Here is a 22,796-nt window from a genome sequence, read left to right as displayed (position 1 = left end):
ATGTCTTACCGCGTCGTGCTCAACCACGAAGAGCAGTACTCGATCTGGCCCGCCGCGCGTGACCTGCCCGCCGGCTGGCGCGGCGAGGGCACCGAGGGCAGCAAAGAGGAGTGCCTCGCGCACATCGAGACCGTCTGGACCGACATGCGGCCGCTGAGCCTGCGCAAGCGGATGGACCAGGGTGTGAAGCCATGACCGTGGCGGACCTGTTCGAGGAGCAGGTGGCGAGAACGCCGCACGCCACCGCGGTGACCGACCAGCGGCACAGCCTCACCTACGCCGAGCTCGACACGCGCGCCAACCGGCTCGCGAACGAGCTCACCCTGGCCACCGAGCAGGCGGTCGCGATCTGCCTGCCCCGGTCGGCGGACCTGGTGATCGCCATGCTGGCGGTGCTCAAGGCAGGCGGCACGTTCGTGCTGATCGACCCCCGCTACCCGGCCGAGCGCCGCGCGGCGATGGCCGCGAACACGAGCATCACCCTCACCACCGTCGAATCCGACGGGTCCGCCACCCCGCCAGCCCGCGACATCCGCGGCGACAACGCGGCCTACGTGGTCTACACCTCCGGCTCGACCGGCACGCCCAAGGGCGTCGTCAACACGCACCGCGGGCTGGCGAACCGGCTGCTCGCGGCGGTGCACGGGCACAACCTCGGCCCCGGCGACCGGCTGCTGCAGGCCACCAGGGTCGGTTTCGACCCCGCGGTCTTCCAGCTGCTGGTGATGCTGGTCGCCGGCGGCACCGTGGTGATCGCGCCGGACGGCACCGAGCAGGACCCGGCCGCGCTGGTCCGCCTGCTCACCGACGAGCGCATCACCGCGCTCGAGCTGGTCCCGTCGATGCTGCGGGTCCTGCTCGACGAGCCGGGCAGCGCCGGCGTGAAACGCTTGCGCTGGCTGACTTCCGCGGGTGAGGCGCTGCACGCCGACGTCTGCGACCGCGCCTACGAGGTCTTCCAGACCGAGGTGTGGAACGTCTACGGCCCGGCCGAATGCGCGATCGGCGCGACCGAGCACCGTTACGTCCGAGGCACTTCGGGCGCGGTGCCGCTCGGCGCGCCGCTGGAGAACGTCAAGCTCGCTGTGTTCGGAGAAGACGGCGAGCCGGTGAAATCCGGTGGCATCGGCGAAATCCACCTCGGTGGACCGGGGCTCGCCCGCGGTTACCTCGGCGCGCCCGCGTTGACCGCCGAGAAGTTCATCCCTGCCGAGAACGGTGAACGCTGGTACCGCACCGGCGACCTCGCCAGGGTCCTTCCCGGCGGCGGCATCGAGTTCGTCGGACGCGTCGACAACCAGGTCAAGATCAGCGGCGTCCGCGTGGAGCCGGAAGAGATCGAGGCCGTGCTCGCCGGGCACCCCGACGTCCGCGCGGCGGCCGTCATCCCGGTCGCCGACGGTGGCGGCAACGTCCGGCTCGTCGCGAGCGTCGTCGGCACCCCCGACGCCGACACGCTGCGGAAATACCTGCGCAACCGGCTGCCCGAGTCTTACCTGCCGTCGGTGTTCCAGCATCTCGACGAGCTGCCGCTGACGAGCAACGGCAAGGTCGACCGGGCCGCGCTGGCGCTCACCAACGACGTCCGCCGCCCGCCGCACCGCGCGCCGCGCACGCCGTTCGAGCACCTCGTCGTGCAGGCCTGGTCGGAGGTGCTCGGCATCGAGCGCATCGGCCTCGACGACGACTTCTTCCAGCTCGGTGGCTACTCGCTGCTGCTCATCCGGGTCGCGGCGAAGCTCCGCGCGCTGTCCGGGCGACGGCTGCCGGTGCGCCAGCTGTTCACCGCGTCGACCCCGGCCGCGCAGGCGAAGCTCATCGGCGACGACGGCACGGCCATCAAGCCGGTCGCGCGCACCGGTGACCTGCCGCTTTCCTTTTCACAGCAGCAACTCTGGATCCTCGATCAGCTCAACCCGTCGAGCCCCGAGTACACGATGCCGATCGCGATCCGGCTGGACGCGAGCGCCAACCGCCGCAAGGTCAACGCCGTGCTGGCCGATCTGGCCGCCCGGCACGAGATCCTGCGCACGCGGTACCCGGTGGTCGACGGCCGCCCGGTGCAGCAGATCGACGAAGAGCAGGACATCGACCTCACCCTGGTCAAGACCCGTCCGCACGAGCAGGCCGCCGCCGTCTCGGCCCACTTCGCGCGCGGTTTCGACCTCACGCGCGGCCCGGTCTGGCGCGCGCTGCTCGCCGAGGGCGACGGCCAGGGCCCGCTGCTGGTCATCACCGTGCACCACATCGCGTGTGACGGCTGGTCGGTGGTCAACCTGCGCCGCGAGTTCGACGAACTCTGGGCCGCGCACAGCGAAGGCCGCGAGCCGAACCTGCCGCCGATGACCGTCCAGTACGCGGATTTCGCCGCCTGGCAACGGGAACGCGAGGCCAGTGGCGCGCTCAACGACCAGCTCGACTACTGGCGGACGCACCTGGCCGACCTGCCCAGGCTCGACCTGCCGACCGACCGCCCGCACCCGCCGGTGCGCGACCCGCGCGGCGCCGCGTTCAGCTTCAGCGTGCCCGCGCACGTCACGCGTGCCGTGCTCAACCTGGGCAAACAGCGTGGCGCGACACCGTACATGACCCTGCTCGCGGCTTACGTCGCGCTGCTCTCCCGGTACAGCGGCCAGACCGACATCCCCGTCGGCACGCCGGTCGCCGGGCGGCTGCGTGACGAGGTCGCAGGCATCGTCGGCTGCTTCCTCAACACGGTCGTGCTTCGCTGCGACACCACCGGCGACCCGACGTTCCTCGAACTGGTCGACCGCGTCCGCGACACCGCTCGCGACGCACAGGCCGCGCAGGAGGTCCCGTTCGACAAACTGGTCGGCGAGCTGCTGCCGGACCGCGACCTGTCGCGGAACCCGTTGGCACAGGTGCTTTTCGACCTGCACGACTCGGGTGTGACGGCCGCGTCCGAGGACCCGTCCGAGGTCTGGATGCTGCTCGACGCGTGGCGCGGCTCGAAGGCCGAGCTGAACCTGACCGTCGAAATCCTGCCGAGCGGGCAATGCTCCGCGGTGCTGGAGTACTCGACCGCGCTCTTCGACCCGGTCACCGTGCACCGGTTCGCCGAGCACTACGTCAAGCTGCTCTCCAGCATCGCCACCCAGGCCGGCGGCAGGATCTCGGACCTGGAGATCCTGCCGCCGCGCGAACGCTCGACCGTGCTCACCGCGTGGAACGACCGCAACGCCACCCGGCCGCCGGTCGCGATCCCCGACCTGTTCGCCGCGCAGGCCGCCAGGACCCCGAACGCGGTCGCGCTCGTCGCGGGCAGCCAGACCCTGACCTACGCCGAGCTGGACGAGCAGGCGAATCAGCTCGCCGCCGGACTGGTCGCGCTCGGCGCGGGACCGGAGACCGTGGTCGGTGTCTGCCTCGACCGCAGTGTCGACCTGGTCGTGTCGTTCCTGGGCATCTGGAAGGCCGGTGCCGCGTATGTGCCGCTGGACCCGTCCTTCCCGGCCGACCGGCTGTCCTATGTGGTCGGTGACGCCGGTGCGAAGTACGTGCTCACCCATGAAAAGCACGCCGACGCGCTGGCCACCGCCGACGCGACGCCGCTGTACCTCGACGACCCCGCCACCCGGCGCGGTCTCGAAGCCAGGCCGCCGCTGCCGTGGGGCCGCACCGACCTGGACACGCTGGCGTACGTCATGTACACCTCCGGCTCCACCGGCCGTCCCAAGGGCGTGCTGGTCGACCACCGCGGGCTGCAGAACTATCTGATGTGGACGGTCGAGGGCTACGCGGGCACCGGGTCCGGCGGCACGCCGCTGTTCTCGTCGACCGCGTACGACATGGTCGTGCCCGACCTCTACACCGCGCTGGTGATGGGCCAGCCGGTGCACCTGCTGCCGCCGGACTTCGAGCCGACGCAACTGGGCAGGCTGCTCACCGAGGCGGGGCCGTTCACCTTCATCAAGCTCACGCCGGGGCACCTGGACCTGTTGTACGACCAGCTTTCCGCGGACGAGGCGGCCAACATCGCGAGCATGCTCGCGGTCGGCGCGGACTCGTTCCCGGCGGCGGTGCTCGACCGCTGGCTCGACCTGGCAGGTCCGCACGGGCCGCGGATGCTGAACGAGTACGGCCCGACCGAGATCTCGGTGGCCAACTCGACGTACCCGATCACCGGCGCCGAGCGCGGCGAGGTCGTCCCCATCGGACGGCCGATCCCGAACACCACGATGTACGTGCTCGACGAGCACGGCAACCCGGCTCCGCTGGGGGTGCCCGGCGAGCTGTACGTCGGCGGCGCGGGTGTCGCTCGCGGCTACCTCAACAAGCCAGGCCTCACCGCCCGGTGCTTCGTGCCGGACCCGTTCTCGATCACCCCCGGCGCGCGGCTCTACCGCACCGGCGACCGGGCTCGGCTGCGCGCGGACGGGCACGTCGAGTTCCTCGGCCGCAACGACGACCAGATCAAGCTGCGCGGGTACCGGATCGAACCGGCGGAGATCGTCGCCGCGCTGACCGCGCGCCCCGAGATCCGCGACGCGCTCGTGCTCGCGGAGGGCGCCGGCGCCACCAAGCGGCTGGTCGCCTACGTGGCGTCCGACGCGGACGTCGACCTGGAGGCCCTGCGCGACCACTGCGTGCGGGTGCTGCCGGTCCATCAGGTTCCGGCCTCCTTCGTGGTGATCGAGCGGATCCCGTTGAACGCCAACGGCAAGGTCGACCGGGCGGCGCTGCCGAAACCGCCGGAGGCCGGGACCGTCCACACGGGACCGCGTGACGAGCTCGAAGAGCACCTGGCCGGTGTCTGGACCGAGCTGCTCGAACTCGAATCCGAAGTGGACGTCAAGCGGAACTTCTTCCACCTCGGCGGCAACTCGATCCTCGCGGCGAAGCTGGTGTCGCGGATCGAAGCCGGGTTCGCGCTGTCGATCCCGCTGCGCGCGGTGTTCGAGCATCCGACGATCGCCGAACTGGCCGCGCTGATCGAGCAGAAGATCCGCGACGAGATCGCGCAACTCTCCGACGCCGAGCTCCAGGCTCTGACAGAAGAAGGCTGAGCAATGACTATCGAGATGGATGCGTTCCGGCAGAAGCTGCTGCAGCGACGGCTGGCCGGCGCCCGGCGCGAGGCGCCCGTGACGAAGATCCCGCGTGCCGACCGGGCCAAGGACCTGCCGCTTTCGTTCGGGCAGCGCCGGTTGTGGTTCCTCGACCGGGTCGAGCAGAACGCCACCGACAACCTGGTGCCGACCGTGCTGCGGCTGCGTGGCCCGCTCGACGCCGGCACGCTGCACCGCGCGTGGCAGCAGGTGGTGCGGCGGCACGAGATCCTGCGCACGGGATACCGGCTCGACGGGACCGAGCCGGTGCAGGTGATCGGGGAGGGTGGCGCGGCGTTCGCGTACGCCGACCTGTCCGAGCGCCCGCAGGACGCGGATGAACTGGTCGAGCGGCTCGCCGCGACGCCGGTCGCGCTCGACTCGCCCGCGCGTTTCCATCTCATCTGCCTCTCGGCCGAGGAACACCTGCTGGTCACCGTCTTCCACCACATCGCCTACGACGGCTGGTCGGAATCGGTGTTCTGGAAGGAACTCGGCGCGTTCTACCAGGAGGCGTCGACCGGCGAGAAGGCCGCGCTGCCCGAGCTGCCCATCCAGTACGCGGACTACGCGGCCTGGCAGCGTGCGCGGTTCGACAGCGGCGAGGCAGCCGCTTCGGTCGAGTACTGGACCAAGCGGCTCGCCGGGATCGTGCCGCTGGAGCTGCCCGCGGACCGGCCGCGTCCCGCCATCCGCACGTCGGACGGCGGCGCGGTGCGGTTCAGCCTGCCCGCCGGGCTGGCCGACTCCGTGCGCCTGCTGGCCGCCGAGCACGAGACCACGCCGTTCGTGGTGCTGCTGACCGCGTTCCAGGTGCTGCTCGGCCGGTACACCGGCCGCGACGACATCGCGGTCGGCGTGCCGGTCGGTGGCCGCGCGCTGCCCGAGGTGCAGAACCTGATCGGGTTCTTCGTCAACACGCTCGTGCTCCGTGCACAGTGGACGAACGACCAGTCGTTCGCCGCGCTGCTGGGCGAGAACCGGCTGGCCGTGCTCGACGGCTTCGACCACCAGGACGTGCCGTTCGAGGAGCTGGTCAACAAGCTGGACTCCGGACGTGACCTGTCCCGTACCCCCTTGGTACAGGTCATGTTCGGTTACCAGAACACCGAGTCCGGCGGCTTCGAGCTGCCCGGCATCACCGCCGAAGCGGTCGAAACCGCTTGGGAGACCGCGAAGTTCGACCTCAACCTGCAGGTGACGGACGCTGCGGACGGCGGGATGGACGCGGTGCTCGAATACTCGAGTGTCCTGTTCGACGCGTCCACTGTGGAGCGCGCCGCCGCGCACTTCGAGCGTCTGCTCGCCAGTGTCACCGCCGACCCGAAGACCTCGGTCGCGGCGGCGGAGTACCTCACCGACGCCGAGCTGCACCGGCTCGTCGTCGCCGCGAACGACACCGCCAAGCCCATGACCTGGCCCGCGGTGCACGAGGTGATCGCCGACCGCGCACGGAAGGATCCCGAAGCGGTCGCGATCATCTCAGGCTCCTCGAAGATGACTTTCGGTGAGCTCGATGCCAATGCGAACCGCCTCGCCCGCCATCTTCAGTCACTGGGGGTCGGGCCGGAGTCGGTCGTCGGTGTGAAGCTGGAGCGCAGCCCCGAGCTGGTGACCGCGCTGCTCGCGGTGCTCAAGACCGGCGGCGCGTACGTGCCGCTCGACCCGTCGCACCCGGCGGACCGGCTCGACTACATCCTCGGTGACGCGGGCGCGGACATCGTGATCACCCGCGAGTTCCTGGCCGAGGTCCCGTACTACGACTCGTCCGATCTCGGCGTGCGCGTCGACCCGGACAACCTCGCGTACATCATCTACACCTCGGGCACGACCGGTAAGCCCAAGGGCGTGCTGATCAACCACAGAGGACTGTCGAACTATCTCTTGTGGACGATCGACACCTACGCCACCGCCGAGGGCGGCACCGCGCTGTTCTCCTCGGTCGCGTTCGACCTGGTGGTGCCGAACCTCTACACCAGCCTGATGCTCGGCCGCCCGGTCAACCTGCTGCCCGCCGACTTCGACCTGGCCGACCTCGGCCCGCTGCTGCTCGCCGCGGGACCGCTGAGCTTCGTCAAGATGGCGCCGGGGCACCTGGAACTCCTGTCCTCGCAGCTCGACGCCGACCAGCGCGCGTCCCTGGCCGGCATGGTCATCGCCGCGGGCGACGCGTTCACGAACACGCTGGCCAACCGCTGGAGCGGCGCGCGGGTCGCGTCCGAGTACGGGCCGACCGAGATCACCATCGGCAACTCGTGCCACGAGGTCGACGGGCCGGTCGAGGCCGACCTCGTCTCACTCGGCCTGCCGATCCCGAACACCACCGCGTACGTGCTCGACGAGAACATGCGGCCGGTGCCGCAGGGCGTGATCGGCGAGGTCTACGTCGGCGGTGTCGGTGTCGCGCGCGGCTACCGCAACCGGCCCGGCCTGACCGCCGAGAAGTTCGTGCCGGACCCGTTCGCGGAGAACAGCAGGCTCTACCGCACCGGTGACCTCGCGCGGGTGCTGCCCGGTGGCGACTTCGACTTCGTCGGACGGCGGGACACCCAGGTCAAGATCCGGGGCTACCGCATCGAACGCGGTGAGGTCGAGAACGCGATCGCCGAGCACCCGGCCGTGCGGACCGCGGTCGTCGACGCCCGCACGGACGGCCCCGGTGGCGCCGAACTGGTCGCGTACGTGATCGCGGACGGCCCGGTCGGGGACCTCACGGCCTTCCTCGCGGCGCGCTTGCCGGAGTACATGATCCCGGCGGCGTTCGTCGAGCTGGACCAGATTCCGGTCACCAGCAACGGAAAGGTCGATTACCGCGCACTGCCCGCGCCGGGTAGGCAGTCGCGGACGACGACCGAGTTCGTCGCGCCCAAGCCGGGTGTCGAGTCCGATGTGGCCGAGATCTGGCAGAAAGTCCTTGGCGCGCCGGTGATCGGCGTGCACGACAGCTTCTTCGAGCTGGGCGGCGACTCGATCCGCGCGGTCGCTTTGGTCGGTTCGCTGCGCGAGGCCGGGTTCGACGTCTCGGTGCGCGACGTGTTCGAGCACCGCACCGTCGCCCGCTTCGTGGCCGCGCTCGGCGAGCGCAGCGCGGACCGGCTCGACGCGCCGCCGGTGAAGCCGTTCGAGCTGCTCAACCCGGTGGACATGGAGCGGCTGCCCGCGGACGTGGTCGACGCGTACCCGTTGTCCCGCGTGCAGGTCGGCATGCTCTTCGAGATGCAGTCGTCCGAAGTGGACGGCAACTACCACAACGTCACCTCGTTCCGGATCCGTGACCCGAAGCCGTTCTCGGCCGAGCTGTTCCAGGCGGCGGTCGACCTGGTGGTCGCGCGGCACGAGATCCTGCGTGTCTCGATGGACCTGACCGGCTACTCCGAGCCGATCCAGATCGTCCACCCGAGCGCGTCGATCACGGTCGACTCGGTCGACTTCTCGCACCTGTCCGACGCGGACCAGGAATCCGAGCTGCGCCAGATGATGGCGGCCGAGCGCAACCACATGTTCGACCTGGCCAAGCCGCCGCTCATCCGCTTCTTCACCAGGGCGTACCAGGGCGGCTGGTGGCTCACCTTCACCGAGTTCCACCCGATCCTGGAGGGCTGGAGCTTCAACACGATGATCATGGAGGTGCTGGACCGCTACGCCGGGCTCCGCGACGGTGTCCCGTACGAGCCGCCGGCACTGCCGTCGATCCGCTACGCCGACTTCGTCCGGCTGGAGCGAAGTGCTCTTGAGTCCTCTGAGGACCGTGACTACTGGCGCTCGACGGTCACCAATCACCCGAAGTTCACGCTGCCAACGGCTTGGGGCGGGTCCGAAAAGGACACGATCCAGCAGACCTACGTCTGGTTCACGGATCTGCAGGACGGGCTGAAGGCCCTGGCCAAGCGCGCTGACGTGCCGCTCAAGAGCGTCATGCACGCCGCGCACCTCAAGGTCATGAGCATGCTGACCGGCGAAGAGGCGTTCTCGTCGGGCCTGATCTGCGACACCCGGCCCGAGATCGCCGGCGCTGACAAGGTGTTCGGCCTGTTCATCAACACGGTCCCGTTCCCGTTCCAGCGTGGCGCTCGCACCTGGATGGAGCTGGTCAGGCAGGTCTTCGACACCGAGATCGGCATGTGGCCGCACCGCCGCTTCCCGCTCGGCGAGATGCAGCGCGAGTACGCGGGCGGCAAGCGGCTGGCCGACATCTACTTCAACTACCTCGACTTCCACGTGCTCGACACCGACCTCGTCGACGTCGAGACCAGCATCGACGACAGCCCCAACGAGTTCCCGCTGTCGGTCACCACGCACCCTGGGCTGCTCGCGCTGATCAGCCGCCCGCAGGACGTCACCACCGCCAACCGCGAGCGGCTCGGCAAGATGTACCGCGCGGTGCTGGAGTCGATGGCGGCCGACCCGTTCGGCGACGCGCTCGCCACCTATCTGCCCGAGGGCGAGCAGGAGTTCGTGCTCGCCACGAACAACCAGACCGGCATGCCGATGCCCGCGACCACGCTGCCCGACCTGTTCGAGCAGCAGGTGGCCGCGACCCCGGAGGCCACGGCCGTCATCGACGTCGACGGCTCCCGCCTGACCTACGCCGAACTCGACGCGCGGGCCAATCAGCTCGCCCACGTGCTCGTCGACCACGGCGTCGGGCCGGAGACTTTCACCGGCGTGTGCCTGACCGGTGGTCTCGACAAGCTCGTCGCGCTGCTCGCGGTGGTCAAGACCGGTGGCGCGTATGTGCCGCTCGACCCCGCGCACCCGGCCGACCGGCGACGGTTCGTGCTCGAAGACACGCAGGCCGGGGTGCTCATCACCGAGGAGAACCTCTGCGAGGACTTCGGCGGGCTGACCGTACGCGTCGACTACGACGCCGAGCGCATCGCGGAGGCTCCCCGGTCGGCTGTCGACCGGACTTTGGACCCGTCGAACCTGGTGTACGCGCTGTTCACGTCGGGCTCGACCGGGCGGCCGAAGGGCGTGCTGGTCACGCACGAAGGCCTGGTCAACTACCTGATCTGGGCCGAGGGCGGCTACGGGCTCGACGGCGCGGACGGCGCGGTCATGCTCGGCTCGATCGCCTTCGACCTGTCCGTGCCGAACTTCTTCCTGCCGCTGATCGGCGGCAAGAGCGTCACCCTGCTGCCGGAGGACCGCAGCATGGAGACGCTCGCCGACCGGCTGTGCGCGCCCGGTGACTTCAGCCTGCTGAAGATCACGCCGGGGCACCTGGACGTGCTGCGGTCGCTGATCGGGACCGACGGTGCGGTCTCCTCGGTGCGGACCTTCGTGGTCGGCGCGGACGAGGTCAAGCCGGAGACGGTCGCGGCGTGGCGCCGGATCGCGCCCGGCGCGCGGATCATCAACGAGTACGGGCCGACCGAGACGGTCGTCGGCTGCTCCGTCCACTGTGTACCGGAGGACTTCGACCAGTCGGTGCCGGTGCCGATCGGGGTGCCGATCGCCAACATGCGGATGTACGTGCTGGACGCGCAGCTGCAGCCGGTTCCCGTTGGTGTGGTCGGCGAGTTGTACATCGGTGGCGTCGGTGTTGCACGCGGCTACCTGGACCGGCCTGGCCTGACCGCCGAGAAGTTCGTGCCGGACCCGTTCTCCGATGTCGTCGGCGCCCGGTTCTACCGCACCGGCGACCTCGCCCGTGTCCGTCCGGACGGTGAGCTGGACTTCCTCGGCCGCATCGACAACCAGGTCAAGATCCGGGGTTACCGCATCGAACTGGGCGAGATCGAGGCCGTGCTGCTCACGCACCCGGACGTCACCGAGGCCGTCGTCGTGGCCCGCGAGGACACCCCTGGCGACAAGCGGCTGGTCGCGTACGTCGTCGGCGCCGCGGCCGGCCTGCGTGAACACCTGGCCGAGACGCTGCCCGAGTACATGGTGCCCGCGGTGATCGTCGAGCTGGACGAGATGCCGCTGACGGCGGCGGGCAAGGTCGACCGCGACCGCCTGCCGGAGCCCGAGGTGCTGCGGCCGGAGCTGGCCACGGAGTTCGTCGCGCCGGGCACGGCGACCGAGCGGGCGCTGGCCGCGATCTGGTCCGACGTGCTCGGGGTCGGCCGGGTCGGCCTGCACGACGACTTCCACCAGCTCGGCGGCGACTCGATACTGACCATTCAGATCGTGGCCCGTGCCAAGAAGACCGGGCTGGCGCTGACGCCCCGGCTCGCCGTCCGGCACACCACGATCGCGGCGCTCGCCGCGGCCGTCGACGGCGCCAAGCCGGTGCGCAAGGTCGTCGCCGAGGTCCGCACGGACGACATCCCGCTGACCCCGATCCAGAAGTGGTGGGTCAACGGCGCCGGGCACCTCGACCTGGACCATTACAACCAGTGGGATCTGTTCACCATCAAGGGCTTGCGGCCGGTCGTGCTGGAGCGTGCGCTGCTCGCGGTCGTCGACCACCACGACGCGCTGCGGTTGCGTGTGTCGCTTGTGGACGGTGTGTGGCGGCAGCATGTCGCTTCGCGGGAAGACTCCGTGCTGGTCACGGAAGGTTCGCTGGCGGACGCCCGAGCGTTGCACGAGAGCATGAGCCTGGCGAACGGCCCGTTGCTGCGTGCGCTGGTGATCGGCGAGCAGGTGCTGCTGGCCGTGCACCACTGGTCGGTCGACACGGTGTCGTGGCCCATCATCCGCTCGGACGTCGAGACGGCCTACGAGCAGCTCGCGGCCGGTCAGCCGGTCTCGCTGCCGGAGACGACGTCGTTCGCGCAGTGGGCGCACCGGCTGTCCACAGCGGACTTCTCGGCCGAGAACCCGTACTGGTCCGCGATCTCGCCGAGTCCGGTTTTCCCGGTCGACCATGCGTCGTCCGCGAACACCGTCGCCGACACTTCGATGCTCACCGTGTCGCTGGACAAGGCGGCCACGGAATCCTTGCTGCGCAAGGTGCCCGCCGTCTACGGCACGCGGATCAACGAGGTGCTCCTCGCCGCGCTCGGCATGTCGCTGACCCGCTGGACCGGCGGCGACCGGCTGCTGGTCGACCTCGAAGGTCATGGCCGTGAGGACCTGCCCGGCGCCGAAGTCGACTTGTCGAGGACGGTCGGCTGGTTCACCACCTGGCACCCGGTCAGCGTCGACCTGCCCGCGTCACGCCGTCCCGACGAGATCATGGCCGCCGCCAAGGAATGGACGCGGTCGACGCCGAACAACGGCATCGGCTACGGGCTGCTCGGTCATGGTGAGTCCGGCGCGCAGATCATCTTCAACTACCACGGTCAGCTCAGTGGCTCGGACGACGCCGGCGAGCTGGACGATCTGACCATCGGGCGGAGCGGGCGCTGCGCCCGGTCACACCCGCTGGAGATCAGCGCGGCGGTCCAGGACGGGAAGCTGCAGGTCAGCTGGCTCTACTCGCACCGCATGCACGAGGAGTCGACGGTACGCAAGCTCGCCGAGGACTACCTCGCGGATCTGGGCACGCTGATCTCGCACTGCGCGAGCAAGAAGTCCGGACTGGACAAGGACTTGATCGAGTGCGACGTGCCCGGTGTCAGCATCGCGGTGTACTCGGAAGGCTTGATCGAGGCTTGGCAGGCGGGTGACGGCCTGACCGCGACGACGGCGTTCCAGTGCGGGTCGGTGAGCAAGCACGTCGCCACCGTGGTCGCGCTGGCCGCGGGACTGGATCTCGACGCGCCGGTGTCGCTCAAGGAATGGCAGCTGCTCGACGAAGACGGCCAGCCAGCTTCGGCGACGTTGCGACAGCTGCTGACGCACACCGCGGGTCTCACCCCGGCCTGGTACGACGGATACGACAGCTCCGGTCCTTGGCCGTCGCTTGTGGACGTCCTCAATGGACAGGGCAACACTCCGGCCGTGCGCGTCGATTCGAGCCAGGTCGGTGTGTTCCGGTACTCCGGCAGCCACTTCTCGGTCGTTCAGCAGGTGCTCACCGAGCTGACTGGCGAGTCGTTCGCGGAACTGGCTCAGCGCCTGGTGTTCGAGCCACTCGCGATGCGGCACAGCAGTTTCGACCCGGCGCATCCGTTCGTGTCCGAGGTGACCGGCGAATGGCGGGTCATCCCCGAGGCCGCCGCGGCCGGGCTGTGGACGACGCCGAGCGACCTCGCGAGGCTCGCGGTGGGACTGCCCTCGTTGCTCGATCCCGCACTGCTCAAGGAAATGCTGACCGATCAGGTCGGCTTCGGCTACGGGCTCGGCACGGTGCTCGACGAGAGCGGCCCGCTGTTCGGGCACGTCGGCGACAACCGTGGCTTCCGCTCGCTGTCCATTTCGGACCTGTCGACCGGCGCCGGCCTGGTCGTGATGACCAACGGCGACAACGGCGCCGAGCTGATCGACCGGGTGGCCGTCTCGGTCGCCAAGAGCCACCCCGAACTGCGCTGGGTGGCGGGCGCCGGGCATTGGATGCGGGCGATCATCGGCGGCTCGCTTACTACAGAAACGATGTGAGAACGATGACTCTGTCTTTGGATTCCGGCACCTTCGTACTCGACACCGGCGAACAGTCCGAAATGGAACTGCTGGCCAAGCAGCTCACCACGGTCGCGCCCGGCCGGGTCGACGACCTCGAGTGGATCGCCGCCGCCCGCGACTTCTCCTGCCACCTCCCGGGACGGCTGCGCGAGCATCTCCGGCGCTTCCGTGCCGACCCCGGCCCGCACGGCGTGCTCCACCTGCGCAACCTGCCGGTCCGCCCCGACGTCCCGACGCCCAGCGTTCCCGGCTCCGTCGAGCGGAACGCGACGCTGTCCGCGGCCGTGCTGACGCTCTGCATGCTCTCGCTCGGCGAGGTCATCGCGTTCCGCAACGAGAAGTCCGGCGCGCTGGTGCAGAACGTGGTCCCGGTGCCCGGCCAGGAGGCGCACCAGAGCAACGCCGGGTCGATCATGCTGGAGATGCACGTCGAGAACGTGCACCACGAGCACCGGCCCGACTTCGTCTCGCTGCTCTGCCTGCGCAACGACCACGAAGACCAGGCGGGCTTACAGGTCGCGTCCATTCGGGACGCCTTGCCGTTGCTTTCCCCGGTGCAGCGCCGAATACTCGGTGAACCGAGGTTCGAGTCGACGCCGCCGTCGTCGTTCGGCGGCGCGGGCGGCAACCCGGTGCACGCGGTGCTGAACGGCGCCTACGACGATCCCGACATCCGCGTGGACTTCTGCAACACGCGCCCGACGGACGAGGCCGCCGCAGCCGCGTTCCTGGCGCTGCGCAACGCCATCGAGGTGGTGCGGACCAAGATCGTGCTGTCGGCCGGTGACCTCGCGGTCGTCGACAACCGGGTCACCCTGCACGGGCGCACCGCCTTCGTCCCGCGCTATGACGGGCAGGACCGCTGGCTGCAGCGGGCTTTCGTCCATGTCGATCACCGCCGGTCGCGGTTCATCCGCGACGACAACGGTAACGTCCTTACCTGAGATTGGGATGGCATGAGCTCATTGCGGATTTCTCCCCAGCGGCTGCTCAACGACCTAGCGGAGCTCGCCACCTTCGGCGGGCGCGACGACGGCGGCGTCGACCGGATCGCGGGCTCGCCCGCCGACCTGGCGTCACGGACCTGGCTGGCCAACCGGATCACCTCGGCGGGCCTGGAATCGTGGACCGACCCGATCGGCAACGTCTTCGGCAAGCAGCGCGGGTCACGCGGTCCATGGCTGCTCACCGGCTCGCACACCGACACCGTGCCTGCGGCCGGCCGCCTCGACGGCGCGTACGGCGCGCTCGCGGCCATCGAAGTGCTGCGGACCCTGCACGAAGCCGGGCACCCGTCGGCGGCGGCGCTGCAGACGGTCGCGTTCTGGGACGAGGAAGGTGTGCTGCCGACGTCCAATGGCGGTCTCGTGGGTTCGACGGCGCTGAGCGTCAGCGAGCACATCAAGGAGATCACCGGCTACGTCGAACTGCACATCGAGCAGGGACCGCGGATGGAGGACGCCGGCCTCGAGCTCGCGGTCGTGGACGGCATCGTCGGCGTCGACCGGTACCTGCTGGTCATCCGCGGCGAGGCCAACCACGCGGGCACCACCCCGATGATCAACCGCCACGACGCGGGGCGCGCGGCGTCGAAGATCGCCGCCCACCTGTGGGAGACCGCCGACGAGGTCGACGAGACCATGGTCGTCAACGTCGGCGCGATGGAGTTCCACCCCGGCGTCCCGAACGTGGTGCCCGGCGAGGCACACCTGACGGTCGAGTTCCGCGCGGCCTCGGAGTTCGCCTTGCTGGCCGCTGGCGACCGGACACTGGCGCTGACCCGCCGCATCGGCCGCGAGCAGAAATGCTCGGTCGAGGTCTCCCGCCTGTCCCACAAGCCGGTGGTGCGCTTCGACGAGTCCTATGTGGACTTGATACACGAGACCTGCGTGCGCCAGGGCGTCCCGACCGGCAGGCTCGTCAGCTTCGCCGGCCACGACGCGAGCGTCATCAGCTCCAAGGTCCCGACGGCCATGCTCTTCGTCCCCAGCACCGGCGGCATCAGCCATTCGCCCGCCGAGCACACCGACGACGAATATCTGGTCCAAGGCGCCCAGGTATTACTGGAAACACTGGTCAAAATCGAGCAGACCCTGCCGAAACCCGTTTACCTTCACTAGGAGTGGTGACATGCTTCCGAAATATCGGCGGATCGGCGTGTTCTGCGGCGCCAAGCCGAGCAAACCCCAATACCTCGCACTGGCCGAGGAATTCGGAACCTGGCTCGGCGCGTCCGGCATGGACCTGGTCTACGGTGGCGGCAGCACCGGGTTGATGGGAGCGGTCGCCTCCTCCGCCCGCGACGCGGGCTCGTACGTGACCGGCGTGGTCCCGCACCACCTCCTCGGCGCGGAGGGCGACCAGCCCCCGCAGGTCGAACTCGTCGTGGTCCGTTCAATGCACGAGCGCAAAGCGTTGATGTACCGCCTGTCCGACGCCTTCGTCACACTGCCCGGCGGCATGGGCACCCTCGACGAGCTGATGGAGATCTCGACCTGGGCCAAGCTCGACCTGCACAGCAAGCCGGTGATCGTCTTGAATGCGGGCGGCTTCTTCGACGGCCTACTCGGCCTGCTCGACCACGCGGTCCGCGAAGGCATGATGTCCCCGGCGGACCGAGCCCTGGTCCGCGACGTAACCACGATCGAAGCCATCGCCGAAGTCCTGGAGTCACCCTCGGACTCCAAGACCCTGGCTGCCACGGCCTAACCCCCGGGATAAAGCCCGCTTTACTCCTGGGAGTTTAGCGGGCTTTATCCCGGTCTCTGGTTCTGGTGGGAGGCCTCGTTTTGGGGTTGCGGTGGGTGCGTTTCGGGCCGGTCCCGTATGGAAATTTCCGCCCTGTGGTTCTGTTTTTGTGGTGGTTGGCAGCGGAGACCTCCGTACGGACCGGGGTACCGTGGCGTGATCGGTCCCGGGGTCGGTCGTTGGTGGCTGGGAGTGCGGGGTGCCCACCCCGTTTCTGGGTCGGGCAGCTGTGGACATGAGAATGTGGCGCAGTGGGGTGGCTGCGCCTGGCGGTAGGGCTATGGGTGGTGCGTTTCCCGGGGTTGGTTCAGGTTCGGGTGGTGTGCATGGTGTTGCGGCGGGGTGTCTGGGCGGCGTCGATGAACTTTGGCGGGATGAATTCGGGGTGGTTGTCGTAGGCCATCCGGACTTTCCAGTCGCTGTGGTGGATCAGCCGGTGATGCCGCGCGCAGAGCAGCACGAGGTTGTGGATCTCGGTCTCGCCGTGGTGTGCCCAGTGGACAATGTGGTGAGCGGTGCAGCGTTGCTGCGGCTCCGTGCATCCAGGGAACGCGCAGCCTCGGTCCCTGATCGCCAAGGCTCGGCGTAGCGCCGGAGACGCGAGCCGCTGGGCCCGGCCGAGGTCAAGCGGTTCCCCATGCGCACCAAGGGTGGCGGGGATGACTTTGCATTCACATGCCATCCGTCGGGCTTCGGCGGCGGAGATATCGCCGACCAAGTCCAGGCACGCCCGGCCGAGACCGGTTTTGAGGTCTTCCAGCGACACCGTCACCACCACATGCACCGACTCCCCGGCTTGGGTGGGGATGTCCGGGTGGGCCATGCCCAGGCGCACGAAGGTGGCGAAGGCGTCGCCGTTGCGTTCCCACTGCGAGCGAGTGTCCGGGCCTTCCTCATCGGTGGCCGCGCGAGGTTTCGCCAAAGGATCGAGAAGGGCCTTCAGACGGGCGAGGGTTTCGGAGTCGATACGGACCTTCACACCATGGCTGCCATCGCGGTGGGTGATGTACTGCAACTCGTTCCCACGTTCGGCAGGTTCCGGATCGCGGGGTTCTGGTCCGTCGGGATCGATCTGGTCGAGCAGTCGTTTCCCTGCCACAGGAATCTCATTCAGATCGCCGACGGCAGCCAGGTCGGTGAGGATCTTCTCCCCACCTTCCCGCTCTTCGGCGGTCATCGTGGTCGGCAGGGCATGCAAGGCCTTCAACACTGCGTCGATCTGATCCGCACCCAGATCCCCTTCGGCAGCAGCGGTCGCGGTATAGGGCGCGAACGCGGGAGTCTCGGTGGCGCCATCACGACGCTGGTTCAAGTCGCGGGCTCGTTTGACCCGCGCGTTCGCCTCCGACGTTTTCACCCGGGCGCATTTCGCCACCCACTGCGAGAGCGCCGCATAGCCGGTCACTTCCCGCACACCGCGGGATTCAATCTCCGCGAGAATCTGCCCCTGCTTCGCGTCCAAACGGCGCTTTTCTTGTTCGAGGGCAACGTAGTCCAGCATGAGCGCGTCCTTGCCGACGCGCCACCACTGCGGTGGCGCGTCGGCAAGTGTCTCGGTGGTGGACATGCCTCCATGATACCCAAAACCAGAGGACTATGCCACTATCCACGTGAAGATCCACTGTGGACACCAAACTGGTCTCACCAAACCCGAGGCGACCAGTACACGTCTTCAGCCCTTCCAGCAACCTGAAACACCACGCAAGCCATGGTGCCCCCGGTCCGTATGGAGGTTTCCGCTGCCGACCACCACAAAAACGGGACCACTGGGCGGAAACTTCCATGCGGGACCGGCCCGAAACGCAACCACCGCAACCCAGGACCAAGTCGCGAAACCACGATAAAGCCTGCTTTACTCCCCGATGTTTAGCGGGCTTTATCCCCGGGAGTAAAGCCCGCTTTATCCCGGCCCTCAGGTTAGGGCGCTGGAGAGCAAGGTGAGTAAGGCGTCGGGTGCCGCGAGGAACTCGTAGTGGCCACCGGGGAGGGTTACGAAGTCGGTCGTGGCTGAGTAGTCTTTCCAGCCCTCCAGTTGGGTGGCCGTGACTTCGACGTCGTCGGACCAGTGCAGCACGGTGATCGGGCTGGGGGTCGAGACCGGAGCGGAGCGTTGGTAGACGCGGTTGACCTCAAGATCCTGATGTAGCACTTCGAGCGCGAGTTCGATCAGGGCCGGGTGCGGGGAGCCGCCTCGGAGCACGGCCAGGTTTTCCAGCTCTGCCTTGAGTTCGGCGTCGGTCAGGTCCAGGAAGCGGTCGTGCGGACAGTCGTGCGGCGCCACCTGGGCCGAGACGAAGAGCCGCGAAGGCGTCGGCAGGCCGCGCGCGGCGAGCTCGTGTGCGGTCTCGAAGGCCGGCAGTGCGCCCGCGCAGTGTCCGAAGAACGCGAACGGAACGTCCAGGTACGGCTCCAGGTGGTCGAGCACGGCCGAGGCGAACGACGCGTAGTCGCCGAAGTGCGGCTCGCGGGAGCGGTTCTCGCGGCCTGGTGGCTGGATCAGGCAGATGTCGATGTCGCCGAGTGAGCGTGGCCAGCGGGAGAACATTGAGGCGCCCATCCCCGAGTAGGGGAAGCAGAAGACGCGTGCCGAAGCGTCGATGGAGGGTTTGCGCAGCAGCCAACGTCCGGTCATCCCACACTCCCGCTCAATGCCATGGTCGATTCGTAGGCGTAGATGACGGCCTGGACGCGGTCGCGGAGGCCGAGCTTTCTGAAGATGTCCTGCACGTGTGACTTCACCGTCGAGCTGGCCACGGTGAGTGCGGCCGCGATCTCGGCGTTGGACATGCCGCGGGCGATCAGGAGGAAGACCTCGCGCTCGCGTTTGGTCAGCTGGGCGCTCGCCTGGGCGTGCGTGTCGAGCTGGGGGAGGGTGAGGGCCAGCCGCTCGGCGAGTGCGCGCTCGATCGGGAGGTAGCCCGCCGCGACCATGCGGACGGCGGCGACGAGCTCGGCCGCGGCGGTGCGGCGCCGGATGATCGCGCAGCCGCCGAGGCGGAGCACGTCGAGGTCGAGCTGGGCGGTGTCGGCGCCGAGGAGCAGGACGACCGGGATCGGGCCGGAGCGGCCGCTCGCGCTCAGCTCCTTCACGGTCTCGACGATGTTGTCCTTGAGCGAGCCGATGTCGATCACGAACAGCGACGGCTCCAGCCGCGCGCCCAGCGCGCAGGCCTCGCGCAGCGTGCCCGCTTCACCCACGATCCGGAACGTCGGCTCGCTGCCGAGGATCGCGCCGATGCCACCACGGACGAACGAGTCGTCCGCGACCAGCACTATGCGAGTTTCCGTCATCTCGTACTCCCCAAGGATTCGGCTGATGACAGATTCGCAAGATTGGAGTTGCCGCACATCGGGGTGCGCACCCTACATTTGCTACCAGGCGAAACGGGCACTACGGACCACACGCCGTGTTCGCACGGGCACGCGGAGGTCACTTTCCCCCATGTCCGCGCCCCCATACCCACCCCCAGGCGCCGCCGCGCGCAAAACATGGGGGACTCACCCCCATGTGACCGGCGTCTCCCGATGGCAGTCTCTACGCCGTGAGTGGAACTTGGTGGGCCAACGGCCTGGCGGCGCATGAGCCGGCCGATCAACGCCCCGATTGGGCGGCCTTCGCCGAAGGGCCGTTCGACGTGTCACCCCGGCCCGTGCCCGAAGACTGGCGCGGCGCCTTCGCGTCCGTGTTCCGTCCGCTCATCGACGCGGCGCGGCGCCCGATCGAGGCCGCGGACGTCACCGGTGTCGACCTCGAAGCCGTCAGTCGCTGCCTCGCCGAGCAGCTCAGCCTGCGTATTTGCTCGCTCGCCGCCCGGACGCTGGTGTTCGAGCTCAACAAGGCCCGCGCGAGAGGCAAGCTCACCGGGGAGACCTCGCAGGACCGCTTCCGCGACTTCGTGCGCCAGGCGGGCGAGAACCTGCCACAGCTCTTCACCGCTTACCCCGTGCTTGGACGCTTGGTAAGCCAGGCATGCCTGCACGCCTCCGAGGCCTACCTCGAACTCCTTCGCCGCTTCGCAGACGACCGCGACGCGCTTGAAGGCACCGTCGTCGACGAACTCGGCACGCTTGTCAAGGTTTCCGGGGGCGGGGACGCGCACCAGCGCGGCCGCACCGTGAAGCTGCTTGAGTTCTCCAGCGGTCAGCAGGTCATCTACAAGCCGAGGCCGCTTGAGCTGCACACTCGCTTCGCTGAGGTCGTCAGGTGGCTTAACAAGCGCGTGCCCGGACTCGAACTCGAAGCCGTCGACGCGTTGGTCCGTCCGGGTTACGGCTGGCTGCGGTTCGTCGAGCACCAGCCGTGTGCCGACCTGACCGAGGTGGACCGCTTCTACCGCCGCGAGGGCATCCTGCTCGCGCTGCTCTACGCCGTCGACGGCGCCGACGTGCACTTCGAGAACCTGATCGCCCGTGCGGGCCAGCCGGTGCTGATCGACATCGAGACCCTGTTCCACCCGGCGCTCCCGGCCAGCGAAGAGGCCGTCGACCCGGCGGCGGGCGCGGTGTCGCGCTCGGTGCTGCGCACCTGCCTGCTGCCGCAGATGTTCGTCGGCGAGCACGGCGCGGTCGACATCTCGGGGCTTGGCGGCGGCAAGGGCGGGAAGTTCCCGACCGATCACGTCGAGTGGCTCGACGCGGGCACCGACCGGATGCGCATCACCCGCGCGCCTGGCGAGTTCGCCGCCGCGGTGAACCGGCCGACTCTCGGTGACCGGGACATCGAACCCGGCGAGCACGGCGCCGCGCTGCTGGCCGGCTTCAGGATCGGTTACGACGCCATCGAAAGCGGCGCCACCGAGCTGCGCGAGCTGCTCGAGCAGTGCGCGGACGACGTGATCCGCGTCCTCGCGCGCCCCACCAACTTCTACGCCAGGCTGCTCGACGAGACCACGCACCCGGACCTGCTGCGTGACGCCTCCGCCCGTGACCGCGCGTTCGCGCTGGTCTGGGACGACTCGGCCGGTGACGCCGCGCGCAAGCGGCTGGCGCCCAGCGAGATCGCGGACCTGTGGGACGGCGACGTGCCGATGTTCACCGCGAAGCCCGGCGCGCGGCACCTCTGGGATTCGGCCGAGCGGCGGCTTGACGACCTGCTCGCCGACGCCCCGCTGAGCGTCGTCGGGCGCAAGCTGGCTTCGCTGAACACCGTCGACCGGCGTGATCAGGAGTGGCTGATCTCGGCGGCGCTGGCGACCAGCCCGACCGGGATCGTCCACCACAGCACCGAAACCATGCCGGAGAACGGCCTGTGCGCGTCCCCGGAGCCGGGCAGGCTGCTCGCCGCCGCGTGCGGGGTCGCCGACCAGATCGTCGCGCGCGCGTTCTCCGACGAGCACCGCACGAACTGGCTCGGCCTCGAACTCGTCGACGAGCTGTACTGGACCGTGCTGCCGATGGGCGCCAGCCTCGGTGAGGGCTACACCGGCGTCGCGCTGTTCCTCGCGCAGCTCGCCGAACTGACCGGACTCGGCACCTACCACGAACTCGCTTTCCGTGCGCTCAGCCCGATTCCGGACCTGCTCGACAAGCTCGAAGCCGATCCCGAACTCGCCGAAGCCGCGGGCTGCGGTGGTCTGCTGGGACTCGGCGGCGTCGCGTACGCGTTGGCACGACTGGCAAAACTGCTGGACGACCCGTCGCTGCTCAAGCTCACCGAGCGCACGGTCGCGGTGATGCCCGCCGCGCGCGCGGACCTGCCGCCGCAGTTCACCACCGGGCTCGCGGGCGGCGTCGCGGCGATGTCGGCCGTGCACTCGTATGCCGGGATCGATGCGGCCGGAAGCCTTGCCGCGGAGTACGCCGCCGCGTTGAAGCAGGCGGAAACCGTTGAAAATACTGGCTTCGCACGAGGTTCAGCAGGTATCCAGTGGGCGCTCGGCGCCTCTTTTACTACGGGCGTGGCGGGAGACCGAGGCAACTCGGTCGCCGGCCACGGCTGGTGCTCTGGTCTCGCGGGCTTGGCTCTCGCGGACCCGGGTGATGCCGTCCCGGTTCTGGCAGGACAGCCGCCGCTGCGCGATCTGAGCCTGTGCCATGGGGAATTCGGCATCGTGGACGTACTGTCCGTGCTCGCCGAACGTGGCCATCCAGCTGCCGCCGCCGCTGTCAACCGCAGAGCGGGTCGTCTTGTCTCGGCCATCGAGCAGAACGGCGCGCGCTGCGGGACACCCGGCGCCGTCTCCTCACCCGGTCTGCTCACCGGACTCGCCGGCATCGGCTACGGCCTGCTGCGGCTCGGTTTCGCCGACCGTGTCCCATCCGTACTTACCTTGCACTAACACAAAAGAGGGAGAAATATCAATGTTCGAGAACGACCTGCACGCGGCCGCCACCTCCGTCGGCGACATCGAGCTGCCCACCGCCTCCCGGGTCGGTGCCCGCAACCACGCGCTGGCAGGTTCGAAGCCGAGGCTGAGCGCGAACACGATGGCCACCTTCGACGATCCGTCGGTCGTCAGCTCCATCCTTTTCTGAGACGGCGCCGAGAGATGGTGCCGCGATCGCCCGGACGTCGCATATAGT

11 protein-coding genes are annotated in these 22,796 nt (G+C 68.9%); 8 read left to right on the top strand and 3 right to left on the bottom strand.

Features of this window, described 5'->3' with window-relative positions; genetic code table 11:
- From AB5J62_RS33900 to AB5J62_RS33875, 6 genes are read left to right on the top strand one after another with little or no spacing between them, the layout of a single operon-like run.
- A complete protein-coding gene (locus AB5J62_RS33900; protein ID WP_091289412.1) occupies positions 1-195 on the top strand; it encodes an MbtH family NRPS accessory protein in 195 nt (64 codons plus the stop codon).
- Positions 192-5,027, top strand: coding sequence for an amino acid adenylation domain-containing protein (locus tag AB5J62_RS33895; protein WP_370944080.1), 4,836 nt, complete (start codon positions 192-194; stop codon positions 5,025-5,027). Before AB5J62_RS33900 ends, AB5J62_RS33895 begins: the two co-directional genes overlap by 4 nt.
- Positions 5,028-5,030: 3 nt before the next feature.
- Complete coding sequence (locus tag AB5J62_RS33890) at positions 5,031-13,502, top strand: amino acid adenylation domain-containing protein (protein WP_370944079.1); 8,472 nt, start codon at positions 5,031-5,033, stop codon at positions 13,500-13,502.
- Between the two features lie 5 nt (positions 13,503-13,507).
- Entirely contained in the window at positions 13,508-14,470 is a 963-nt protein-coding gene (locus AB5J62_RS33885) for a TauD/TfdA family dioxygenase (protein WP_370944078.1), read from the top strand.
- A 12-nt stretch (positions 14,471-14,482) separates the two neighbouring features.
- A complete protein-coding gene (locus tag AB5J62_RS33880) occupies positions 14,483-15,646 on the top strand; it encodes a Zn-dependent hydrolase (protein WP_370944077.1) in 1,164 nt (387 codons plus the stop codon).
- Between the two features lie 10 nt (positions 15,647-15,656).
- Positions 15,657-16,235: a TIGR00730 family Rossman fold protein gene (locus AB5J62_RS33875; RefSeq protein WP_370944076.1), complete on the top strand. Its 579-nt coding sequence runs from the start codon at positions 15,657-15,659 to the stop codon at positions 16,233-16,235.
- A 346-nt stretch (positions 16,236-16,581) separates the two neighbouring features.
- Here the strand turns inward: AB5J62_RS33875 and AB5J62_RS33870 are convergent, their stop codons facing one another.
- The 3 genes from AB5J62_RS33870 to AB5J62_RS33860 all read right to left on the bottom strand — a co-directional run bounded on the left by AB5J62_RS33870 (position 16,582) and on the right by AB5J62_RS33860 (position 19,565).
- Complete coding sequence (locus tag AB5J62_RS33870) at positions 16,582-17,841, bottom strand: DUF222 domain-containing protein (RefSeq protein WP_370944075.1); 1,260 nt, start codon at positions 17,839-17,841, stop codon at positions 16,582-16,584.
- A gap of 345 nt (positions 17,842-18,186) precedes the next feature.
- On the bottom strand, positions 18,187-18,906 hold the full coding sequence (locus tag AB5J62_RS33865) for a thioesterase II family protein (RefSeq protein WP_370944074.1): 720 nt from the start codon (positions 18,904-18,906) through the stop codon (positions 18,187-18,189).
- Complete coding sequence (locus tag AB5J62_RS33860; RefSeq protein WP_370944073.1) at positions 18,903-19,565, bottom strand: LuxR C-terminal-related transcriptional regulator; 663 nt, start codon at positions 19,563-19,565, stop codon at positions 18,903-18,905. Before AB5J62_RS33860 ends, AB5J62_RS33865 begins: the two co-directional genes overlap by 4 nt.
- A 251-nt stretch (positions 19,566-19,816) precedes the next feature.
- Here AB5J62_RS33860 and AB5J62_RS33855 point away from each other — a divergent pair, with 251 nt between their 5' ends.
- Entirely contained in the window at positions 19,817-22,552 is a 2,736-nt protein-coding gene (locus AB5J62_RS33855; RefSeq protein WP_370944072.1) for a type 2 lanthipeptide synthetase LanM family protein, read from the top strand.
- Positions 22,553-22,574: 22 nt separating this feature from the next.
- Positions 22,575-22,748, top strand: coding sequence for a hypothetical protein (locus AB5J62_RS33850; RefSeq protein WP_370944071.1), 174 nt, complete (start codon positions 22,575-22,577; stop codon positions 22,746-22,748).
- Positions 22,749-22,796: the final 48 nt, after the last annotated feature.

Source organism: Amycolatopsis sp. cg5, assembly GCF_041346955.1.
Lineage (GTDB): Bacteria > Actinomycetota > Actinomycetes > Mycobacteriales > Pseudonocardiaceae > Amycolatopsis.
This window is presented reverse-complemented; position numbering and strand designations above follow the sequence as displayed.

Bases quoted from the DNA above. Each gene is read 5' to 3' on its own strand.
- AB5J62_RS33850 (WP_370944071.1), top strand. From the start codon at position 22,575: ATGTTCGAGAACGACCTGCACGCGGCCGCCACCTCCGTCGGCGACATC.
- AB5J62_RS33865 (WP_370944074.1), bottom strand. From the start codon at position 18,906: ATGACCGGACGTTGGCTGCTGCGCAAACCCTCCATCGACGCTTCGGCA.
- AB5J62_RS33900 (WP_091289412.1), top strand. From the start codon at position 1: ATGTCTTACCGCGTCGTGCTCAACCACGAAGAGCAGTACTCGATCTGG.
- AB5J62_RS33885 (WP_370944078.1), top strand. From the start codon at position 13,508: ATGACTCTGTCTTTGGATTCCGGCACCTTCGTACTCGACACCGGCGAA.
- AB5J62_RS33890 (WP_370944079.1), top strand. From the start codon at position 5,031: ATGACTATCGAGATGGATGCGTTCCGGCAGAAGCTGCTGCAGCGACGG.
- AB5J62_RS33880 (WP_370944077.1), top strand. From the start codon at position 14,483: ATGAGCTCATTGCGGATTTCTCCCCAGCGGCTGCTCAACGACCTAGCG.
- AB5J62_RS33875 (WP_370944076.1), top strand. From the start codon at position 15,657: ATGCTTCCGAAATATCGGCGGATCGGCGTGTTCTGCGGCGCCAAGCCG.
- AB5J62_RS33895 (WP_370944080.1), top strand. From the start codon at position 192: ATGACCGTGGCGGACCTGTTCGAGGAGCAGGTGGCGAGAACGCCGCAC.
- AB5J62_RS33860 (WP_370944073.1), bottom strand. From the start codon at position 19,565: ATGACGGAAACTCGCATAGTGCTGGTCGCGGACGACTCGTTCGTCCGT.
- AB5J62_RS33870 (WP_370944075.1), bottom strand. From the start codon at position 17,841: ATGTCCACCACCGAGACACTTGCCGACGCGCCACCGCAGTGGTGGCGC.